The sequence below is a fragment of the Nitrospirota bacterium genome, assembly GCA_016214845.1.
Lineage (GTDB): Bacteria > Nitrospirota > Thermodesulfovibrionia > UBA6902 > UBA6902 > SURF-23.
In genome coordinates, this window is record JACRMS010000035.1 from 1 (window position 1) to 19,922 (window position 19,922).

16 protein-coding genes are annotated in these 19,922 nt (G+C 46.1%); 4 read left to right on the plus strand and 12 right to left on the minus strand.

Annotated elements, in window-relative coordinates; translation table 11 throughout:
- From HZB61_12740 to HZB61_12755, 4 genes are all read left to right on the plus strand, one after another.
- On the plus strand, positions 1 to 259 hold a 259-nt coding region (locus HZB61_12740; GenBank protein ID MBI5057472.1), incomplete at its 5' end, for a hypothetical protein.
- Positions 260 to 280: 21 nt separating this feature from the next.
- On the plus strand, positions 281 to 1,783 hold the full coding sequence (locus HZB61_12745; GenBank protein MBI5057473.1) for a carboxypeptidase regulatory-like domain-containing protein: 1,503 nt from the start codon (positions 281 to 283) through the stop codon (positions 1,781 to 1,783).
- Positions 1,784 to 2,078: 295 nt separating this feature from the next.
- Entirely contained in the window at positions 2,079 to 3,005 is a 927-nt protein-coding gene (locus tag HZB61_12750; GenBank protein MBI5057474.1) for an ankyrin repeat domain-containing protein, read from the plus strand.
- Positions 3,006 to 3,086: 81 nt separating this feature from the next.
- Positions 3,087 to 3,869, plus strand: coding sequence for a hypothetical protein (locus HZB61_12755; GenBank protein MBI5057475.1), 783 nt, complete (start codon positions 3,087 to 3,089; stop codon positions 3,867 to 3,869).
- A gap of 27 nt (positions 3,870 to 3,896) precedes the next feature.
- Here the strand turns inward: HZB61_12755 and HZB61_12760 are convergent, their stop codons facing one another.
- The 12 genes from HZB61_12760 to phnD form a co-directional block, all read right to left on the minus strand.
- Positions 3,897 to 5,276 carry a NapC/NirT family cytochrome c gene (locus tag HZB61_12760; GenBank protein ID MBI5057476.1) on the minus strand — a complete coding sequence of 460 codons (1,380 nt, stop codon included), beginning with the start codon at positions 5,274 to 5,276 and terminating at the stop codon, positions 3,897 to 3,899.
- A 43-nt stretch (positions 5,277 to 5,319) separates the two neighbouring features.
- Complete coding sequence (locus HZB61_12765) at positions 5,320 to 5,970, minus strand: molecular chaperone TorD family protein (GenBank protein MBI5057477.1); 651 nt, start codon at positions 5,968 to 5,970, stop codon at positions 5,320 to 5,322.
- A gap of 122 nt (positions 5,971 to 6,092) precedes the next feature.
- Positions 6,093 to 8,576, minus strand: a complete 2,484-nt coding sequence (locus HZB61_12770; protein ID MBI5057478.1) for a molybdopterin-dependent oxidoreductase — start codon at positions 8,574 to 8,576, stop codon at positions 6,093 to 6,095.
- 99 nt (positions 8,577 to 8,675) lie between these two features.
- Positions 8,676 to 9,536, minus strand: coding sequence for a 4Fe-4S dicluster domain-containing protein (locus tag HZB61_12775; GenBank protein MBI5057479.1), 861 nt, complete (start codon positions 9,534 to 9,536; stop codon positions 8,676 to 8,678).
- 122 nt (positions 9,537 to 9,658) lie between these two features.
- On the minus strand, positions 9,659 to 11,209 hold the full coding sequence (locus HZB61_12780) for a hypothetical protein (GenBank protein ID MBI5057480.1): 1,551 nt from the start codon (positions 11,207 to 11,209) through the stop codon (positions 9,659 to 9,661).
- 42 nt (positions 11,210 to 11,251) lie between these two features.
- Positions 11,252 to 12,667: a hypothetical protein gene (locus tag HZB61_12785; protein MBI5057481.1), complete on the minus strand. Its 1,416-nt coding sequence runs from the start codon at positions 12,665 to 12,667 to the stop codon at positions 11,252 to 11,254.
- 23 nt (positions 12,668 to 12,690) lie between these two features.
- Positions 12,691 to 13,890, minus strand: a complete 1,200-nt coding sequence (nrfD, locus tag HZB61_12790; protein MBI5057482.1) for a polysulfide reductase NrfD — start codon at positions 13,888 to 13,890, stop codon at positions 12,691 to 12,693.
- Positions 13,887 to 14,780 carry a 4Fe-4S dicluster domain-containing protein gene (locus HZB61_12795; protein MBI5057483.1) on the minus strand — a complete coding sequence of 298 codons (894 nt, stop codon included), beginning with the start codon at positions 14,778 to 14,780 and terminating at the stop codon, positions 13,887 to 13,889. Before HZB61_12795 ends, nrfD begins: the two co-directional genes overlap by 4 nt.
- Before the next feature lie 44 nt (positions 14,781 to 14,824).
- On the minus strand, positions 14,825 to 15,592 hold the full coding sequence (locus HZB61_12800) for a slipin family protein (protein MBI5057484.1): 768 nt from the start codon (positions 15,590 to 15,592) through the stop codon (positions 14,825 to 14,827).
- Between the two features lie 377 nt (positions 15,593 to 15,969).
- Positions 15,970 to 17,391 carry a sigma-54-dependent Fis family transcriptional regulator gene (locus HZB61_12805; GenBank protein ID MBI5057485.1) on the minus strand — a complete coding sequence of 474 codons (1,422 nt, stop codon included), beginning with the start codon at positions 17,389 to 17,391 and terminating at the stop codon, positions 15,970 to 15,972.
- Entirely contained in the window at positions 17,388 to 18,812 is a 1,425-nt protein-coding gene (locus HZB61_12810; protein MBI5057486.1) for a HAMP domain-containing protein, read from the minus strand. Before HZB61_12810 ends, HZB61_12805 begins: the two co-directional genes overlap by 4 nt.
- Positions 18,809 to 19,687, minus strand: coding sequence for a phosphate/phosphite/phosphonate ABC transporter substrate-binding protein (phnD, locus tag HZB61_12815; protein ID MBI5057487.1), 879 nt, complete (start codon positions 19,685 to 19,687; stop codon positions 18,809 to 18,811). Before phnD ends, HZB61_12810 begins: the two co-directional genes overlap by 4 nt.
- Between the last annotated feature and the right edge of the window lie 235 nt (positions 19,688 to 19,922).

A 19,922-nucleotide genomic window follows, 5' to 3' on the forward strand; every position in this document is an offset into this window, starting at 1 on the left:
ATGGTATGGCGGCACAGAATACTTTTCAACAATGCAGGGGGCCTATGACTGGGCAGAGGATGGGGATGAGGTGCAGTGTCAGTATGAGATAATATACGGCGATGTGTACATAGATGACCTGTCGAACAAGACAGTAACTTTCAAAGGTGGATATGATTGCACCTATTCCACAACGACAGGGGTGACGACAATATACGGAAATATGCATATCAGCAAGGGTAAACTGATAATCAACGGCGGGAAGCTGAAGGTGCAGTAGGATTAAGGAAAAGAGGACCAAATGAAAAAGTTAATGCCGTTATTATTAATAGCATTTACTGCAATTTTATTTGCCGGCTGCGGGGGTTATGCAACAGGAGGCGGCATTGATTACGATATAGATAATGATAAGATCACTAATACAAGCGATAACTGCCCTCATGTTGCCAATCCTAATCAGACAGATATTGATGTCGACGGCATTGGAGACGCATGTGATGATGAGATCGTACCTGTTGTCACGGAGACCGTAAGGGTTTCAGGAACGGTCCTTGATATTAACGGCGCTCCCATTGAAGGGGCCGAGGTAACAATTACGAGTGACCCCGTAACAGTAATAACCGATGCAAACGGCAACTTTACAGCAACTGTGGATGTCGGAAGTCATAAAATAGTAATCAGGAATAATTCAGTAGAAATCTATAGTGGAGAATTTACTGCTTATGACAATGACCCTCTAACTCTAAATGATATAACAACCTCGTACCATCCGTTTATTAATACTGGGCCTGTAGCCAATGCCGGACCTGACCGGATTGATGTTGCAACTGGGTCTGTTGTAACACTTGATGGAAGCGGCAGTAGTGATGCAGATGGCGACAGTCTTACTTATAATTGGTCATTCACATCATTCCCCGACGGAGACACCCCGGTCCTATCTAACCATACACAAGTAACCGCTTCCTTTACGGCAAATCAGGTCGGCTCTTATGTTCTAAGTCTTGTGGTAAATGATGGACAAGCTGACAGTCTCGCTGATACAGTCACAATTACAACTAAGGAGCCAGTAATTGCACTCTCAGCCCCTGACAATGTAACGGCAACTGCCGGAGCAGGAACTATTGAGATATCATGGGATGCGGTGGCCGGGGCCACATTTTATAGAATTTACTGGTCAAATACTTCCGGCGATGGAACAAATGGACAGGCAATCTCTGTTGCAGATGAAACATATATTCACGAGAAGCTCATATATGGCGAAGATTATTATTATGTTGTGAAAGCTCAAAATGAAACGGAAGCGAGTAATATCTCTGAGGAGGCGACAAGTACGCCTGCACGGAAAGAAATATCAGGCATTGTATTTCCGGATGCAAACCTGGCGGCATGTGTTTCGCAGCAAGCTGCAGGACTGACCTATGTTGACGAACTGACATCACTTATCTGCAGCAGAAAGGGAATAACCGATCTGACAGGTATTAGTTGGTTAACAAGTCTCGATTTGATCAATTTAAATAAAAATAATATAGTTGATGTAAGTGAACTGGCAGGTCTGTCCAAGCTTCAAACTCTTTTGATTAATTTTAACAAGGTAACAGATGTAAGTAAGTTGGCGCGTCTTGCCAATCTTCAGAAGCTGGATTTAAGTTACAACACTATAACCACAGGTGTCGCAGACCTGGTAACATTAGTTAACGCAACTACCATTGATCTCGGAAATAATCCGACTATACCTTGCAGCGATATCATAACACTCGAAACAGAACTGGGACCTTTAGTTGTAATACATGATAATACGTGTTGAAGCGGGGTCTTAGAGGGTTGAACAGTGACATATCATGTGCACCAGCAAGGCAGCGTAATACTAATTACCTTCTGTACACAATATATACAAACTGGATATATACTATACACTAATTGGGCTGTACGCTATACGTAACTATTTTAATAATTAAGCATTTTTATTTTGTCCAACCAGGTATTGTTTTTGCATCTATAGTAACAGCTCATCAGAACGCTGATAAATCTTAAGAAAATCTTTTTTCTAAACTGCTAAGGAGTCTCAGCAAAACGTTATGTAGAAAGGAGGCTGTTATAGCATGAAAAATCCAGGCAACCCTTTTGTATGCGGTATTTCTATCATTTTTTTAGCTATGTTTTTTACTCCCGCTGCTTCATTCGCGGGCCTTATCGAAGACCTTAAGTTCGCAGCATTTGAAGGTCAGACCGAAGTGGTAAAGACTTTAATTGCCAAAGGGGCTGATGTAAACGCAAAAGATGCTGATGGAGAACTCGCGTTGATGGCGGCTGCGCTCATTGGACACACTGAGGTGGTTAATATATTGATTGCCGGCGGCGCTGATGTTAATGCTAAGGACAAGAACGGGGAAACAGCGCTCATGGCCGCGGCCTTTTCAGGGAAGACCGATGTAGTAAATATCCTGCTCGCTAACGGCGCTGATGTCAATGCGGCGGACTTTAAAAAAGAAACAGCGTTGATGGAGGCCTCCCTTGGGGGTCATTCCAAAATCGTCAATATCTTCCTTGCCAAAGGCGCTGACGTTAATGCAAGAGACATTAAGAACGAAACAGCGTTGATGGCTGCGGCATTTGCGGGGCACTCAGGGGTTGTGAATGCCCTGGTTTCAAGAAGAGCTGACGTAAATGCAAAAAACTGTATGGGAAAAACAGCGATATTTTATGCATCATTTAAAGGCCACCACGATGTGTTGAAAACCTTGCTTGCCCACGGCGCTGATGTAAACGCCGCCGATAAGTTCGGAGAAACAGCTCTTATGATCTCAGCATTTTCGGGGCGGTCCGAGATTGTAAAGACCTTGCTGGCTAACGGCGCTAATGTAAATGCTATGGATACAGAGGGAAGAACGGCTTTAAACTATGTTTCAAGAAAAAATGAGGACATAGAAATATATAATTTATTGGCCGATAAATCCAACGCCAATAAAAATAATGCTCACGTAGAAAAAATTCTAATGTATGCTTTACAGGCTTGCGAACATATATAACTATGGATGCAAGAAATTGTCATTAAGCATTTTACCGGTCAGGCGGTCCGGTTACAAACGGAAAGGATTTGACTATTGACCGTGAAGCAATTAGCGCTGACAATCCTGCTGTTATCAACAGCAACTTTTATAAGTAATAAATTATTTGCACAAGTCAGAGTTGAATTTACGCCGGCCATTGAGGCAATAAAAGAAAACATTGATCCCCCCTATACCGGCAGGGGATGGCATAAAATACATAAGAGACCCGTAGAGAAGTTATTAGCAACCGAGCCATATCGAAAAACCAATGCCTGTCCTAAATGCCACCAAAAGAATAACTATAGAATTAATGACCCGCATACCCAGTTGACTGAAAATGGAGATATTATCAGAGAAAAATGTCTTTATTGTCATTTGGAAAAGCCCGACGAAAAAAGCGCGACCTTTACAGTCCTCCGGCCGGAGATTAAATTCAACAGGAACCTTGAAGTATTATGCCTCGGATGTCATGGCATACTATACAAGCTTGCGCACCCTGTTAATGCAAATCATTTAAGGACCCCCTCCCCTGTGATGTTATCAATGATGAAAACGTCAGAAGCACAGTTTGACATAATACTTCCGCTTGATTTTGACGGGAAGATCATGTGTGCCACATGTCATAACCCGCATGAAAAAGGCGTGCTCCCAATCGAAAAAGCTTCGGCGAAGGGGGCCAGTGAGTCATTCAGGGTCCGGCTGATCGGACAATCCGGCAGAGTTGATGTGGCAGGGGCCAACACAAAATCACATGTCCAAAAGCCCACCGATAAAATATGTTTGACCTGCCATAAAGATAAATCGGTCGTAGAAGGGGAAATTACCGGGAGCTTGAACAATTAAATAAGGTCCTTCATTCCGGGAATATCCTCATTTTAGCAAGTCAACAATATCTTCAAAATTATCCATTGCGGAATCAAGCAGCCGCACAGAAAATCTCCTGTTGTGAAATCCTCCCCCGTATTCAACAATATTAATGCCCTCATGCCCTTCCTTTAACATCGCTGCGGCCTTTCCAATTGTTTCTTCAGATACTTTCCCTTTTGCCTTCCTTATGGCATCCTGCGCCTTTTTTTCCAATGTCTTTGCATGCCCTAATTCTTGTTTAGTCCCATTCTTCCATTCTTCAACCATGGCCTCCTGTTTTTTTGTATGGCAAGCGCCGCATGCCCTGGCAGAACCATAAATAACTTTTTCCCCTTTTTGTGTTTTCTCATCTATATGGCAGCCGATACAATTGGTCTTTACGTCATACATAAGGCCCGGCATTTTGATCATGTCCCTTTGTGTAGACTCAAGCAAAAGTATTTTTTGGTACTTATGATGGTCCGGATGACAGACAAAACAGCTTTCAATAACAGGGTCAGTGAATTCGATCTCCTCATGCCGGACAGGCTCATGGCAGTCAAAACATTTGGCATACTGCCCTGCTGCATGCGTTCCTGTCGCATGGCCCCCGGACACCAATTTCTTCTCTCCTGCCGCTGTCTCCAGCTTAAATGAATTGTTGTGGCAGGCAAGACATTTTTGTTTACGCACCTCGCCATTCCCCCTGACAATTTCGTAGTGACAACTCTGACATGGGACTTTTGCTTTTTCAAGGCTCTCGTGAGTAATGCTGTTCTCGTCAAGTCTTGCCGCCGGCCATGTGACTTCCGTATGACCGCTGCTGCTTCTTTGAATTGGTCCTGAAGGGATGACGTGGCAGAGTGAGCACCTGGCCAGGCCTTTATTGAAATTCTTATTTATAAAATGACAGAGAAAACATATTTCCCCGGAGACTTCAAAATGTTTTTCTGCTGTAACATTCCGGTGGCATATGTCACAATGCAGGGGCTGCCCTTCAATTGTCTTATCTATGTGTGTTATATGAACGAAAGAAATCTTTTCTTTAAACTTGGCCTTCTTAAAAACAAGATGGCATCCGGAGGCCGAGCAGCTAAGATCGTTGATCTTAGCAGGCGATCTCACCTCCGGCCCCGCTAAAGAAAGGTATGAAAGGATTTGCCCTAAACCTCTAAAATTACCATTAGCAGTGTGCTTCCCGTCCGGTATGTAGTGACACTCAACACATGCAACTTTTTTTTCACCATGTATTGAGTTCTTCCATGAATCATAGTACTTCTTCATCATATGACAGGAACCGCAAAACGCAGGATTGTTAGTGTAATGTACTGCGCTGAATATTCCGGAAACAGAGAGGATTATGATCACAGCAAAAATCAGGAGGGGTATCTTATATTTTTTCATTACAAACACACCGAAGCAGTTTGCGGTTCTACTTATGAATTTCTCAGCAAGCCGTTTTTGTCTTTCCTGCTTCAGAAATATATTTTTTTATCTCCTCCTCTTCAAATTTCATAAACTGCTTTGTGACATGCGCCATTTCCCTGTAAAAAGACAACTCTGCTTGTGAAACAACCTTGTCGCAAAAAGCCGGGACCCATTTTAACAGATGAGCATCCATGAATTTATTTTCGATCTGAAGACAATAATCCACTTTATCAATATCATTCTCTTTCCGGGCCTGCGCTTCCCCGGCTGTAACGCGCTGCATGAGCTCCAATTCCACGCTGATATGGTCGGGCATCCCTGTGAAATCCGGAGCGTATTCAAGCCCGGTCGCCTCAATGAATTTTTTTACCTCAACAGTTGCTTTGCCCCAGAGACTGCCCCAGTCTCCGTCCCCTCTTTCGTGATGGACAGACTCATGCGGGGAGATATGTTTGCCGGGACCGATGAACAGTCTCGTATACTCCACGGCATGCTCCTCAAGCAACTCATCTTCAGGCCTGTGTAAAAAATCACTTTCCAGATTTACCCCCAAGAGAGAAAGCAGGGCGGGGTCTTTGATTTTTATCAGGAGGGTCTTTGTAATTTCGGAACGGTAAATAAGCGCAAGGAACCCGTAAATGCTGCTCCGCTGTTTTGCTGTTTCGATCATTTCATCCTGCACTTGAGCTTACTCCTTATTGACGTCAAATTTACTGCTATCGAGACATTCATAAAACCTTCCCCGTCCCCTTCATCCCCTCCCGTCAAGGGAGGGGAAACGGTCGCAGGTGTCTAAGCCTTCACAACTGTCACAACGGTATCCATGCAGCGCAGTTGGCCGCTTATCGGATCTGAAGAGTTCGGGATTATCCTGTTCGGATTCACGCCGTATTTATCCCAGTGCTTTCTCGTGAGATCCGGATCGTCATCCACTGCCTCAGGCGACTTTTTGCCTGATCCGTATCTCCCGCTTTCCTCGCGTCCTACGTGGAAGGAGACGGCTATGACGCCGGGAATTATCTTTTCATTAACACTCGCTGTGGTTATGATCTCACCTACACTTGATTTGATCTTGATCTTGTCTCCGTCTTTAATCCCGCGGGCGGATGCGGTCTGAGAATTGATCCATCCGGGGTTGTCATAGTAAAGCTCGCTCAGCCACTTGCGGTGAGAGCTTCTCGAAAGGATCTGGACAGCGACTTTATATGTCGTAAGGATAAGCTCATCGGACTTCATCTTCTCATGCTCTGGTATCGGTATCCATGTCGGAAGAGGACCGAAACCCTTCTCCTTCATGATAGCTGAGTATAGCTCAAAGTAACCTGTCTTATTGAGTTTGTCGGGTTCAAATCCTCTGTAGACCTTGTCTCCTATCTTTTGTCCGGCGTATTTTTTATAGGCGCCCTCAGTGCTTGCATATTTTTCACCTGTCTTGCCTTTCCAGTATACACCCGTCGACTCATCAAGAACAGCGCCGTCTGTTTTGACTTCTTCCTTATAACTGTAATAATGAGGCTTCTCATTCGGGTCATGCCAAACGCCGTGCTTCTTCATGTATTCAAAGCCGCCGGCCGCTTTTACAACGGGGGTCATCTCGCATGACTTGCTCACGAACTCCTCTTTGGAAGCACCTACGCCCAGGGGCATGCCCATCTTCTCAGCAAGCTGAATGACGACATCTCCAAAATCCTTGGCCTCGCCAAGTGGTTTGATCAGGGCCTGGCGGATATAATACTCCGGCACCTGAGTGGGGCAGACCTGGTCTTCCCAGTCCCACCTTTCAAGATACGTAGCGTCAGGAAGAATTATGTCAGCGAGTTTGCTCGATTCGTCATAGACGATGGTTGATACAACTGAAAACGGGATCAGCTTTTCATCTTTCAGTATCTCCGCGTTTTCATTTGACTCGCCGTTGATATAAACCGGGTTGTAGCAGTACCACATGTAAACGTCAGGTCTTCCTCCGCTTCCGTCCTTTATCATCTTTAAAGACTGGTGAGATACGTGGTGAGTGGGCAGGGCCGTACCCTTGCCGTCAACTATCTCAAGTCTCTTTGCCTTTGGTTTGTCTTTGGGCCCTTCGGGATATTCCCATTCTGGTTCAACACCTCTGCACCTTCCGCCGGGGTTGTCGATGTTCCCGGTTATGGCAGCCAGCATCTGTATGGCGCGCTCGTTTTCGCAGCCGTTGAAATGGGCGTGCGCCCCTCTGCTGCTGATGACTACAGCAGGTTTGGCCTTTGCGAATTCAACCGCCAGAGACTCGATCTTCGCGGCGCTTACACCGCTTAACTTCTCCGCCCAGGCCGGAGTATATTGCGAGAGGTGAGCTTTCAATGCTGAAATTTTTTCATCTGCAGAAGCGTTAACATTCTCCGTGGCCCTGATGAATTTAAAGAAATCCTTGTCATAAAGGTCCTTCTGCATTATCACACTGCACATTGCAAGGGCCACTGCTCCGTCGGTACCCGGTTTGATCGGGACCCATTCGGACGACTTTGCAGCCGTGTTTGAATACCGCACATCAAAGGTCACGCTCTTGAGGCCTTTTTCGACCCTTGCCCGTATCAATCTGTTTGAAAGAGGGACATGGTTTGAATGCGCCTCTTGCACATTGCTCCCGAAGTTAAGGACGAATTTGGTGTTGTCAAAGTCCCAGTTGTCATAGTGCCTCCCCCAGGTAAGCTCCTGCGCCGCCCATTTGGCGCTATTGCTGGTGGATTCGTGGTTCCCTATGGTTTCCGTGCCGTATGTTTCCAGAAATACGTCCCTGATCAGCGCGGCGGAGCTGGCCTTCATTAAGCCATAGCTGAACATGAATTTTTCAGGATGTCCGTCATCGCGGAGCTTCTTCAATTTCCCGGATATCTCCGTTAGGGCCTCGTCCCATGTTATCCTCTTCCACTTGCCTTCACCGCGCTGCCCCGCGCGTTTCAGTGGATACAGGATCCTGTCAGGAAAATAGACGTCATTCGGCCCTGACTGTCCTTTAGCGCACATCTTGCCCTCGGTCCTGATGGAGTCCTGGTTTGATTCCATTTTTACCACCCTGTCATCCTCCACATAGCCCATGGCCGCGCACCTGGTCTCGCAGGACCAGCAGGCGGTGGGGATGGCTTTCCTCTCAGCACCTGTCTTGAAGTCGAAATCCTTGCCTCCTTTTTGCAACTCTATACTTCCGGCCAGAGCAGGTGACATAATACCTTCTCCAGCAGTCAGGAGTGCGCTGCTGGCAAGACCAAACTTTATAAAGTTACGGCGTGTTAAATTTGCCATCTAATTTCTCCTTTTTTTAATAATATTAACTATCAATTGAGAATTTCATAGTTGCTGTTTTCTGCCTTTCCTTCCTACTTCTTGCTTGTTTTTTTATTACTATTCAAACTCATTCTTGAATTCCGCGAATTTTGTCTCTTTCGTAATCTTGTAATGGGCCAGCACCCCGTCGGGATCAATATAAAATATGTGAGGCATTGTTTTATCACCCGGCAGGAGGGTTGACTTGTCCCTGTGTTCCAGCAAGTTGAATTCCTTTGCAAGTTTTGATACCTCGCTTTCAGGGTCGTTCAGATCGCCGAATATCCTGGCCCTGCCCTGGCACGTGTTGACACATGACGGCGCAAGTCCCTGGTCCACGCGATGTTTGCAGAAAGTACATTTACCGACACCGAAATCTTTTTCCCTGTCAGGCCTGGTCAGCTTTACATTGGGGTCGGGGGAGCGCACTCCATAAGGGCATGCATCCACACACTTGTAGCAGCCTATGCAAAGTGATGGATCAATCAATATCATCCCGTCCGGCCGTTTATATGTGGCCCCGGTCCTGTATTTTTCTTTCCCCATCTTGAGCCTTTCACCGCTCTTTGATTCAGGACAGGCCTCAACGCAAGGCGGCACCTGCCACTCCTTTGACGGGTCCCCGGCGCAATGGTTGCACAAACGCGACATGAAATATTTTTTGGGTTCAGGATATTTGCCGAACTCTATGTTTTTGACAACGGTGTTAAACCTTCCCAGCGCAACTCCATATTCCGACTTGTCTGCAATAGAGCAGCCTCTGCAGCCGATGCATCTCCTGAGGTCCACGACCATGGCCCAGCGGGGGACTGCGGATTTTTCACCCTCTGCGGCCTTTGCCTTTTCTCCGGACAAAATACTTGTCGCGGCAGCGGCGGCAGCCATGACGCCGCCGGTCTTGATCAGATCACGACGGGATATTGGATCTTTTTTATTCATAATTACCTCCTCTTTATTGATTGCATTTTCATATGTAAGCGAGTAATGTCTGTTTCATCCGTTTGTCATTCCCGTGCCTAAAGCACCTGCTGTTGGCAGTCTGTTGAGCGGGAATCCAGAGTCTATTTTTCTTTCTCCTCTTTCTCATCATCTTCGCTCAGTGAATCTACGGCATCCTCAAAGTTGCCGATCGCCACATCAAGAAGCATGACGGAGTACTTTTTGTTATGCACACCGCCTCCATACTCAACAATGCTTAAATACTCCTGCCCCTGTTTTACCAGTGCGACCGCTTTGTCTATTTTTCCCTTCGGCGCCTTGTCCTTTGCAGCTTCAATGGCCTTTAAAGCTTCCTTTTCGGTGTCCTTCACGTCCTTTAATGTTTCGTTGGTCTTGTCCTTCCATTCCTTGGCCATGGCCTCATGCTTTTCAGTATGGCAGGCCACGCACGCCTTGCCTGAGCCTTGCTCGATTTTTTCTCCTTTGATGGTTATATCTTCTATGTGACATGCGAGGCAGTTTGTATTGACCGCAGACATGAGCCCGGGGATATTCGACACCCCCTCTCTTTTTTCTCCGAGCAGCAGCAGTTTCTGATATTTATGATGGTCGGGATGACAGGCCTGACATTCATTCCTTGCGATATCCAGCGGGTCTCCATTCTTATTATGCTCAATAGCTTCGTGGCAGTTAAAACAACCGGCATTTTGTCCCGCGACATGCTTTTCATGCATAAGTTTTTTATTGGCCGCTTCGTTGATGACCGGCGCTTCATTGTCGTGACACTCACGGCACTTTTCCTGTTTTACAGCTCCTTTGCCTCTTATAAAATGCAGATGGCAGCTCTCGCATTGCACCCTGGCCTCCTGAATGGACTGGTGCGTAATCGGCTTTTCACTTGCGTCTGCTCCTTCCTTCTTTTGCCTCTGAAGGGGCTTTGTGGGGACCTCGTGACAGAGAGAGCATTTGCTCCTTCCTTCGTTGAGTTTCGCATTTTTAAAATGGCACAGGAAACACTTCTGCCTGTTGACCTCAAAATGTTTCTGCCCGGTCTCCTGCTGATGGCATGTGGTGCAGTGTATCTCCTGTCCTTCCACCCATTTGGTTTTGTCGAAGTGCGTTTTATGGACGTATGGGATGGTCCTTTTTGATTTGTCCTCCCTTTCAGATTCGGAAAAAATTATTTTTTTGGTCCAGAACTCGCCTTCTTTTCCCTTGCCGTCCGGGACATGGCACTTTATCGTACAGCTCCGGTCGTCAATTCTCGGCCTGGTCCTTACCACTGTATCCTCCATGTTAAGGATGGTCACCAGCCTGGACAGAACTTCCAGTTCGGTCTTCATGAATTCCAGGTCCGTCCTCTTCCCGGAGGCGGCCGCTTCATCCTTTGGAATTTTTCCATGCTCAGGGATATCGACATCAATCTTATCAGGGGGGTAATGACACGTTACGCAGGTGACGTCTTTATGTTTGCTCTCCTGCCAGGATTTATGCGCTTTCTTTATTACATTGGGATAGGTAAGGATATGGCAGTAGCCGCAGAAAAACTGGGATTTTAAATTAGGGGTCTTTACTGTTAGATCATTTGCCCGGGCCGTCTCTTCAGCATGAATGGGCCGGTTGGCCGATAGTAATATCAAAGCTGCAACTGTAGACAAAATTATTTTCTTCATATCGTACAGCCCTTCCTTATCATGACTTGATTATTCATTTCATCATCTCCCATGTACCGTAAAAGGCTTCGGCATGTCCTCTTTCTTTGCGGCATCCAGAAATCCAACGAGATTTTCCAGCGGCGTGTCCTTGTGATGATGACAGCCGCTGCAGGAATTAGGCTGCTTGTCAACTCCGCCGGCCCGTATGCTCAACTCAGGCGAAATAAAATTGAATGTATGGCTGTGTTCATGCTCAATGGTATTTGGCATATGACAGGCCACACAACTGCCGAAGGTGTGGATCCTGTGCGCCGCCCTTCGCTGCAGGGTCTTATGGCAATCTATGCATAGGCTGTCTGCGGTCATCTTTGTCATGGCCACCTTCAGATCTTCTTTTTGATGGACATTATGGCAGTTCGTGCACATGACGCCCGTCTTTGCGTGTTCGCTGTCCTGCCACTCATTGTATTGCTGGTGGTGCCTTCTCCCGCCGTCTTTTTCATTGTCATAATAGAGGTACAGGGCTTCTCCTGCCTTATACCCGTAAGGGTAACTGTAACGCGCCGGGAAACCTTCCTTGGATGGAGAAATAGAAGCAATGCTTGTGCCGGAGTTATGACATTGGCCGCAGACCATTGCGCGCAGCCGCCAGGGCAGCTTTGCGGGGTTAATGATGGTGTCCTTCTCGCCTTCGAAGTAAACGCTGGCAGCCAGGACGTGGTTGCTGCCAGGGCCGTGGCAGGCCTCGCACGCAATGCCAAGATCAGCCCACTTTGTATCAAAAGAATCTTTGACCTTGTCATACTCTATTTTTATCCCTGTGACGTGGCAGCCCGCGCACTTGAATTGCCAGATCTTGCCTTTATCGCTCCAGTAATTACCGTCTCCCGGGTAGTTATTTGTCAATCCGCCGTTAATGACCCAGGTCTCGTTTTTGATGTCCCACTCCACAGGCAGCACGTGCATTTCACCGTTAGGGAATTTAGTGATATAATTCTGCCTCCTCCCCATTCCGATGACATTAATGATCTCGTAATCATGGGGGTCCCAGTCGGGGCCGACGGTCCTTACAAAAAATTTGCCGTCTTTTTTATGCATGACAGTAGTGACCTCTCTGCCGGCGTCTTTGGGAGACTTCTTCGTGACGGCCACGGTAAGTTTGTTATTTCTCTGGAAATCGCCAAGGATTATGTTCTCGCTGGAGGGCTGAATAAATTTGGAATGTAATGTGTTCTTCCACGTGTCGTATTTCTCCCAGTGGCAATCCTTGCACCTCATCGAGCCGACATATTCAGCTTTACCAAACCTGGCAGATTTGCCTGCTTCTGAAAACTCCCCCTCTTTGGCTTCAAGCTGCGTATGGGAAAAGATCCTGATTGTCATATAAATGATGAGTACTGCTAATACGGCCCATATGCCCCAATAGTATGAAAGGTCATTCTTTATAAATTTTCCTTTATTAGAAGGTCTGTTCAATTTTCCTCCACTGTTTATCATGATTAAGATCTCCTTGTATGCTTTGTTTGAATGCCGAACCCGGAATCTTTTAAAGCCTGGTGCTGTTCCGGCTCTGTCGCTTCCACCGGTAATATTTTTGTCAGCACCGTATAGAGAAGTATCACCAGCGCAATTATTCCGAGCGCAACCGATATCTCCGAGGGCGTCGGGTGGTAATACAACTCGCCCATGCCGGGAAACAACGGGGATAGCTGTCCGACCGATACCAGGTCAATACGATATGCGATTATGGCTAATTGAATGATGGCGGTAGCGACCAACAGTCCATTTGCGGTCCTTCCCTTTCTGAACATCAGGATTATAAATGCTGTTAACAAGCCCAGGATGTTAATCATAAACACAGGTATATATCTGTGCATAAGTATCTCCCATGTCTCCATGGCCTCTTTTTTTCCGCTGTACCTGAGGATAAAATAATCAAAGAAGTCGAGGAAGAGTGTGACCACCACAAAGAAGGCAAGCAGTTTCCCCATGTGATTGTAAGTTTCGCTGCTAAGGATCTCCCTCTTTTCAACTTTTGAGGTCACCACTGATATAAGGATGACCATCGCAAATCCGCTGGCCAGGGCTGATATAACGAAATGCACCGGCAGCATAGGTCCGTTCCACATTTCCCTGGCTTTTACCACGCCGAAGATGGAGCCCGTGAAGGCATGCACTACCCAGAGGGCATAAGGGACCGCGAGTATCCCAAGCCATTTTGCTATACTTTTATCCCGTTCAGTAGCTTTGCCGCGCGTTATCTTTACCGTAAAATAAAGTTCACCGGACAATATCGTCATAAATCCGTAATAGCTTGTGGATGAAACAAGAAAGAGCGATGTAAGGTTATGAAGTATCACGGGCACCTTCAAACCTCTGAAAGGAATGCCGAGGTCCACCAATACAAATTGTGTAGCCCCGAAGACACAGAGCAGTCCAAGAATAATGGCCCGCGTCCCCATCGGCTCGTAGTCGTGACGCCCGAAGGCGTGTATAAGCAATCCGCAGAGTGTTGCGCCCGCGCTGACGCCTATAAAATACGCCAGGCCTGATATGTATATTCCCCATGGCACAACATCGCTGGAGCCGGTAAGCCCCGGGCCGTGCGTTAAAAAGCGCATCCAGTTGAACTGACCCAGGGCTATTACGGCCAGCAGTATGGTTATAAAGATGTAAAACGGTCTGCCCGCGTTCTTCATGACTTTACCCCTCTGATATCTTTGGGAGGGGGCAGCGGGCTGTACCACGTCATCCGCTTTTCTTTAGGTTTTGTCAGATACCATATCCGGGGCTCTGTATTAAGTCCTTCCTTGATCCGGAAGTTCCTTTCCGATTCAATTAATTTGGAGACCGCGCTGTTGGGATCATTGAAATTCCCGAAGGTCCTCGCTTTATTGGGGCATACTTCCACGCAGCGCGTGAACTTGCCCCTTCGTGTGCGGTGCACGCAGAAGGTGCATTTCTCAACAACGCCGTGCCTGCGCTCCGGCACCAGCGGGTTAATGTTTTCGCGGGACACCTTAGGCTCCCACCAGTTGAATCTCCGCGCCCCGTAAGGACAGGCTGTCATACAATATCTGCACCCGATGCATTTCTCATAATCTATCAGCACAAGCCCGTCCGGGGATTTGTATGACGCGCCGGTCGGACAGACTTCAACGCATGGCGCGTTATCGCAGTGGTTGCACTGCACCGGCATGTACCATTTGTCTTTCCTCAGCTTGGTGTAAAACATGGTTGTGCCCTTACCCAGCTTTTCAGGAGAAGGGAAGTGGCCGGTCACGCCTGTGGCCGCTTCGGTCTCAAACACCATAATATAGGGAGGAGAGATAGTGTCGGGAACGTTATTCTCCCTCTTACAGGCATACATGCACCGCCTGCAGCCGATACATAATCCAAGGTCTATCACCATCCCGTACTTTGCTCCTACTACAGGCTTAGGCACATATTCAACCTGTGGGCCCTCATGTTTAGTCCCGGTTATCTGGCCAACAGCATCAGCAAGAACCTTGAAAGGGTCCGGCATAAGAAAACCTGACCCGGCCATGGCAGCAAGCTTTACAAATTCTCTTCTATTCAGTTTGTCCATTTTTTATTGCCTAAGCAGTGTCTGTTTGCAAATTTGATTGTCTGTCATTCAATCTCTTTTTGGGCCTTCTTTAAAAATGGTGTTAAAAGATCTATGGGCACAGGGAATATTGTCGTTGAATTTTTTTCCGTCGCTACCTCTGTCAGGGTCTGAAGGAACCTGAGCTGTATGGCCGTGGGCTCTTTCCCGAGTATGGCCGCTGCGTCTGCGAGTTTTTGAGAGGCCTGGTATTCACCTTCCGCATGAATGACCTTGGCCCTTCTTTCTCTTTCAGCCTCTGCCTGTCTTGCGATCGCCCTCTGCATCTCGATGGGCAGGTCAACGTTCTTTACTTCTACGGTTGTGACCTTAATGCCCCAGGGCTCTGTCTGGTCGTCTATTATCTTCTGGAGCTTCGAGTTTAAGTCGTCCCTGTGGGCCAGGAGCTCGTCAAGCGTGCTTTGTCCTAATACGCTCCTGAGGGTTGTCTGGGATATCTGCGACGCAGCATAATTATAGTCTTCAACTACCGTTATGGCTTTTGCGGGATCTATGACCCGGTAATACACAACTGCATTCACTTTGACCGACACATTATCTTTTGTAATTACATCCTGGGCAGGTATGTCCATGGTGACTAACCGGGTGTCTACCCTTACGATCCTGTCGATGATCGGCCAGATTATTACAACCCCGGGTCCCTTAAGAGGGGACAGCCTGCCGAGCCTGAAGACAACGCCCCTTACGTATTCACGAAGAATATTCACCGCCGTTGCGAAAAAATAAACTACCAGAATAACAGCTACCAAGTACCCTAAACTTGTTGTAGGCATTTTTACCCCCGTTTATATTTATTTTTTATTTTGAAAATATGATCGAAATAATTTGTCTCTTTTGTATACTGCCCCTTTGCAAGTCGTGTGCCACGTTTTAATACTCAGGATAATTTAAGGAGCCACAGAGAACACAGCGCTGGGAAATGAACTGTGAAAGTACACGCTGGATTTCCAGCGAGAAATGATAAGCCTGTACAGCAGGAGTCTGTACAATGAATATACAGGCTGTATACAACCTATACCAGGAATTTAAAACAATCGGTGCTTCGTAATAAAAGTTGAGTGATATCCAAGTAAACACAGAGACACGGGGACACAAAGGAAAGTAGAAAGTGAGGAATAAGTTAACGGGCTTATGCGGCAGTGTATATCTTTTATGCAGAGTGGTTATTATTATTTTGAATATTATATTCCTGGATCTTTTTTCTCAGGGTCACCCTGGTGATGCCAAGCATTGCAGAGGCCTGCACCTGGTTCCCTTTTGTTATTTTGAGCGCTTTTTCGATGAGGCATTTTTCCACAGTTGAAATAATAGCGTTATAACGGTTTGAAGGGTTCTTCGAGAAGGCCGTAGTTTCAAAAATATTTCCTATTACATCAGTAAGCTCCTTGAATTCTTTTCTATCGGGCTCAGTGTATAAAAGCAGGTCGTTAACTCCAAGTATCTCTCCGCTTGATATTACCACAGCCCGTCTGACAACATTTTCAAGCTCTCTGACATTGCCGGGCCAGATATATGACATAAGCAGTTTCATCGCATCCGGAGAAAAACCCTTGATCTGTTTGCCAGTCTCTTTCATGGCCTTTGAAAGGAAATACCCGGACAGCACAGGCACGTCCTCTCTCCTCTCCCTTAGAGGCGGTATGTGCAGGGAAAAGACATTAAGCCTGTGAAAAAGGTCTTCCCTGAATTTGCATTTATGTACTTCATCATGCAGGTTCTTGTTGCTTGCGGCAATGATCCGCACGTCTGTTCTGATTGTCTCATTGCTTCCAACCCGCTGAAAACTGCCGTCCTGAAGCACCCTGAGCAGTTTTGACTGGGTTGAAATACTCATGTCCCCGATCTCATCAAGAAAGATAGTCCCCCTGTCACACTGCTCAAACCTGCCGACCCTCTTTTTTTCAGCGCCTGTAAAGGCGCCTTTCTCGCAGCCGAAGAGCTCGCTTTCAACTACGCCCTCGGGAAGTGCGGCGCAATTAACAGCCATGAACGGCTGCCCTTTTCTATTACTGTGGTTGTATATGGCCCGCGCCACCAACTCTTTTCCCACACCGCTTTCTCCCGAGATAAGGACAGGCAGTTCCGTGCTGGCCACCTGGCCGGTCATCTTACACACGTCAACTATGGCCTGGCTTTTCCCAACGATTGTGTCCTGATTACCTGAAAGTTCTTCCGCATTGCCGTAGCATAAAACTTCCTGCTGAAGCCTTATTGATGTAAGCGCCTTTTCAATGACCTCTTTCAACTGGTTGCTGTCTAAAGGTTTTGTCAGGTAATCAAAGGCCCCTTCTTTCATAGCTTCAATTGCAGTCTCGGAATCACCAAAAGCGGTCATTACAATAACGGGAATGTTCTTTGTCATCTGCCTGATCTTCTGAAGCAGCTCGATTCCACCCATGTTGGGCATTTTGACATCTATGAAGATAATATCTATTCCTATAAAACTTGTCTCGAGAATATTCAGGGCCGATAAACCGTCCTCAGCGGTCAAAACCCTGAAGTCATCTTCGAACATCCTTTTAAAGGAGTACCTCACGGATTTTTCATCATCTACGATAAGAAGCGTATTCATAATAATGGTAATTCCACAGTTACAGTTGTCCCAACCCAGGGTTTTGACTTTATATCTATTTTGCCGGAATGCTCATTTACAATTGCGTAAGTTAAAGCAAGCCCCATGCCAGTGCCTTCATCTTTTGTCGTAAAAAAAGGATCAAATATTTTCTTCAAGTTCTCCTGCAAAATTCCGATGCCGGTGTCATTTATCACAACCAGCACTTTGTTATCATCAACCGACGTCTCTACAATCAGGGTGCCGCCTTCTTCCATGGCCTGTAAGGCATTAAGTACGATATTGAGAAAGACCTGTTTAAGCGCGTCGTTATTTCCATTAATGACCGGTAAATCAGATGAAAATGTCTGCTCAAGAAATATCCTGGATTGTTTCATCTTCGGCTTTGTAATCAGAATAACATCTTCAAGGACATCATTGATATTAAGATGCGACTTTTCAAGCTTCTTGGGCCTTGCAAACGCAATGAACTCTTTAATGATCCGGTCTATCCTGTTTATTTCTCCCTCAACGACTTCGAAGTCCTTGTCGGACAAGGCCTGTTTTTTGTGCGCTACAGTCTGCATAAGCATTTTAATGGACGTCAGCGGGTTCTGTATCTCATGTGCAACACCGGCAGAGAATTCTCCGATAGCGTAGAGTTTCTCTGTCCGGATAAGGTTCTCCTGCGCGGCCTTTGTGGCATCGAAAAGCTCCTTAAGTTTCCTCGACATATTGTTAAAGGACTGCGCGAGTTCTTTTATTTCACCTTCCCCAACCAGTGGGATCTCGACACCCACATCTCCTTCCCCGATCATATGTACGCCTTTATTGAGAACAAGAATAGGCCTTAAAATTTTTCTCGCCATCCAGAGTCCAAAAATTATTCCGATAAATATAACTGCTGCACAGAAAAGATAGATATTGTGTTTTGCTTTTTTAAGTGTAGAGTGAAGAAATTCATTTGTTATGCCCAGCCTGATATATCCTATAGTCCCGAGTGTTTCTGTATCAATGGGGATACTCACATGATGAAGTTGAAGGTCACTGTCATCCTGGATGTCCAGGCCATTTACAAAAGCTTCAAAATTAAGCGGCTGCAGTTTCTTTTTTTGAACCTTTTTACTATTAAATGCTGATACTGTCAGTTTCCCGTTTTTATCATAAACCTCTGCGTAAACAACAAGGCTTTCCTTGTCTATCATGGATGCATTAAGGACCGAATAGATTATATGCCGTTCTTCATATAGAAGCGGCTCGGTCACATGATGCGCGATTATATGGATCAGATTAATCCCTTTGTCATGCAGCTCAAGTTCCAGCATGTTCCTTTGCTCTATCAATATCAGGTAGCCGATACCTATGGTTGTAGCGGCAACGACTGCGGCTATGGAGACAGAAATACGAAACGCTATGCTGCTGATTGCTTTTTTCAGTATCATGGCAGCAGCAATACCTGCCTCAACTTTACCGCGGTATGGTAAATAGCGGGGTCCGGCAGGATAAACCTGTCGACCTGAATTCCATCAAGGACCTCTCTGCCGGCAGGGTCTTTTATCATGTTGATCAGGGCCTTTAACATAAGCCATTTATCCGATTTATCCGAGAGCGGAGACACAACAACAGGAGGTATCCCATAGGACGGCGATATCTTTATTATTTTGATATTGTCGATTGACGGCGACTTTCTTTTCTTCATATCTTCAAAAATAAAACTGTCCACCGCGGCCCCGTCAGCAAAACCTTTTGCCACTGATTCAATTGCTTTTTCAGGACTTGATGTAAAAAATATTTTTCCGAAGAATTCCGCCGGTTTTATTCCAAGCGTATTAAGGAGGTACAGGGGATAAAGTCTCCCTGACAGGGAAAGCGGGTCCGTAAAGGCAAAGACCTTTCCCTGAAGCTGAAGGAAATCATTTATTTTACTTTCTTTGTTCACAACAATATAGGAGTTGTAACTCGTTTTTCCATTTATGACCGGCACAACAAGGACCTGAAGCCCGAAATCATGCCTGCCGCTTAAATAGGCCCCTGTACATGTCATGGCGAAATGGGCTTCGCCCTTCTGTAAAAGGGAATTAAGTTCAGAGTATTTTCTTCGTTGTTTCATGATTACCTTTTTACCGGTCTTTTCCGCAAGATAACCGATGAAATCTTTGTACTTCGCAAGGTTGGATGTTGGAGAGGCCGTCGGCGAAACAGCAAAGACGATCTCTTCTTCTTTAGCTGTATGTCCGAGTGCAGGAGTTAACAGGATCAGGAATATCAAAAGCGTCCTGGTGCAGGACATCATTAATCTACTTTTGCCGAGTTTCAATTTTATTCCCCTTCTTTGCAGAGTAAAATCTTAAAACTCATTACCTGATTTTGTATGACTTGTAGCTGAATTGGCTATTATGTGGTCAACAAACGGTCCGCTTCAGTCCACTTAAATATAACAGTTTGGAGTAAAAATGTTTATCTAAAAGTTGCTGTACCGTTGTCGTGATAAAAATGATTGGAATTGATTGAACAAGCAGGAACCGATAGTGCCTATCCCGGGTTTACATCCC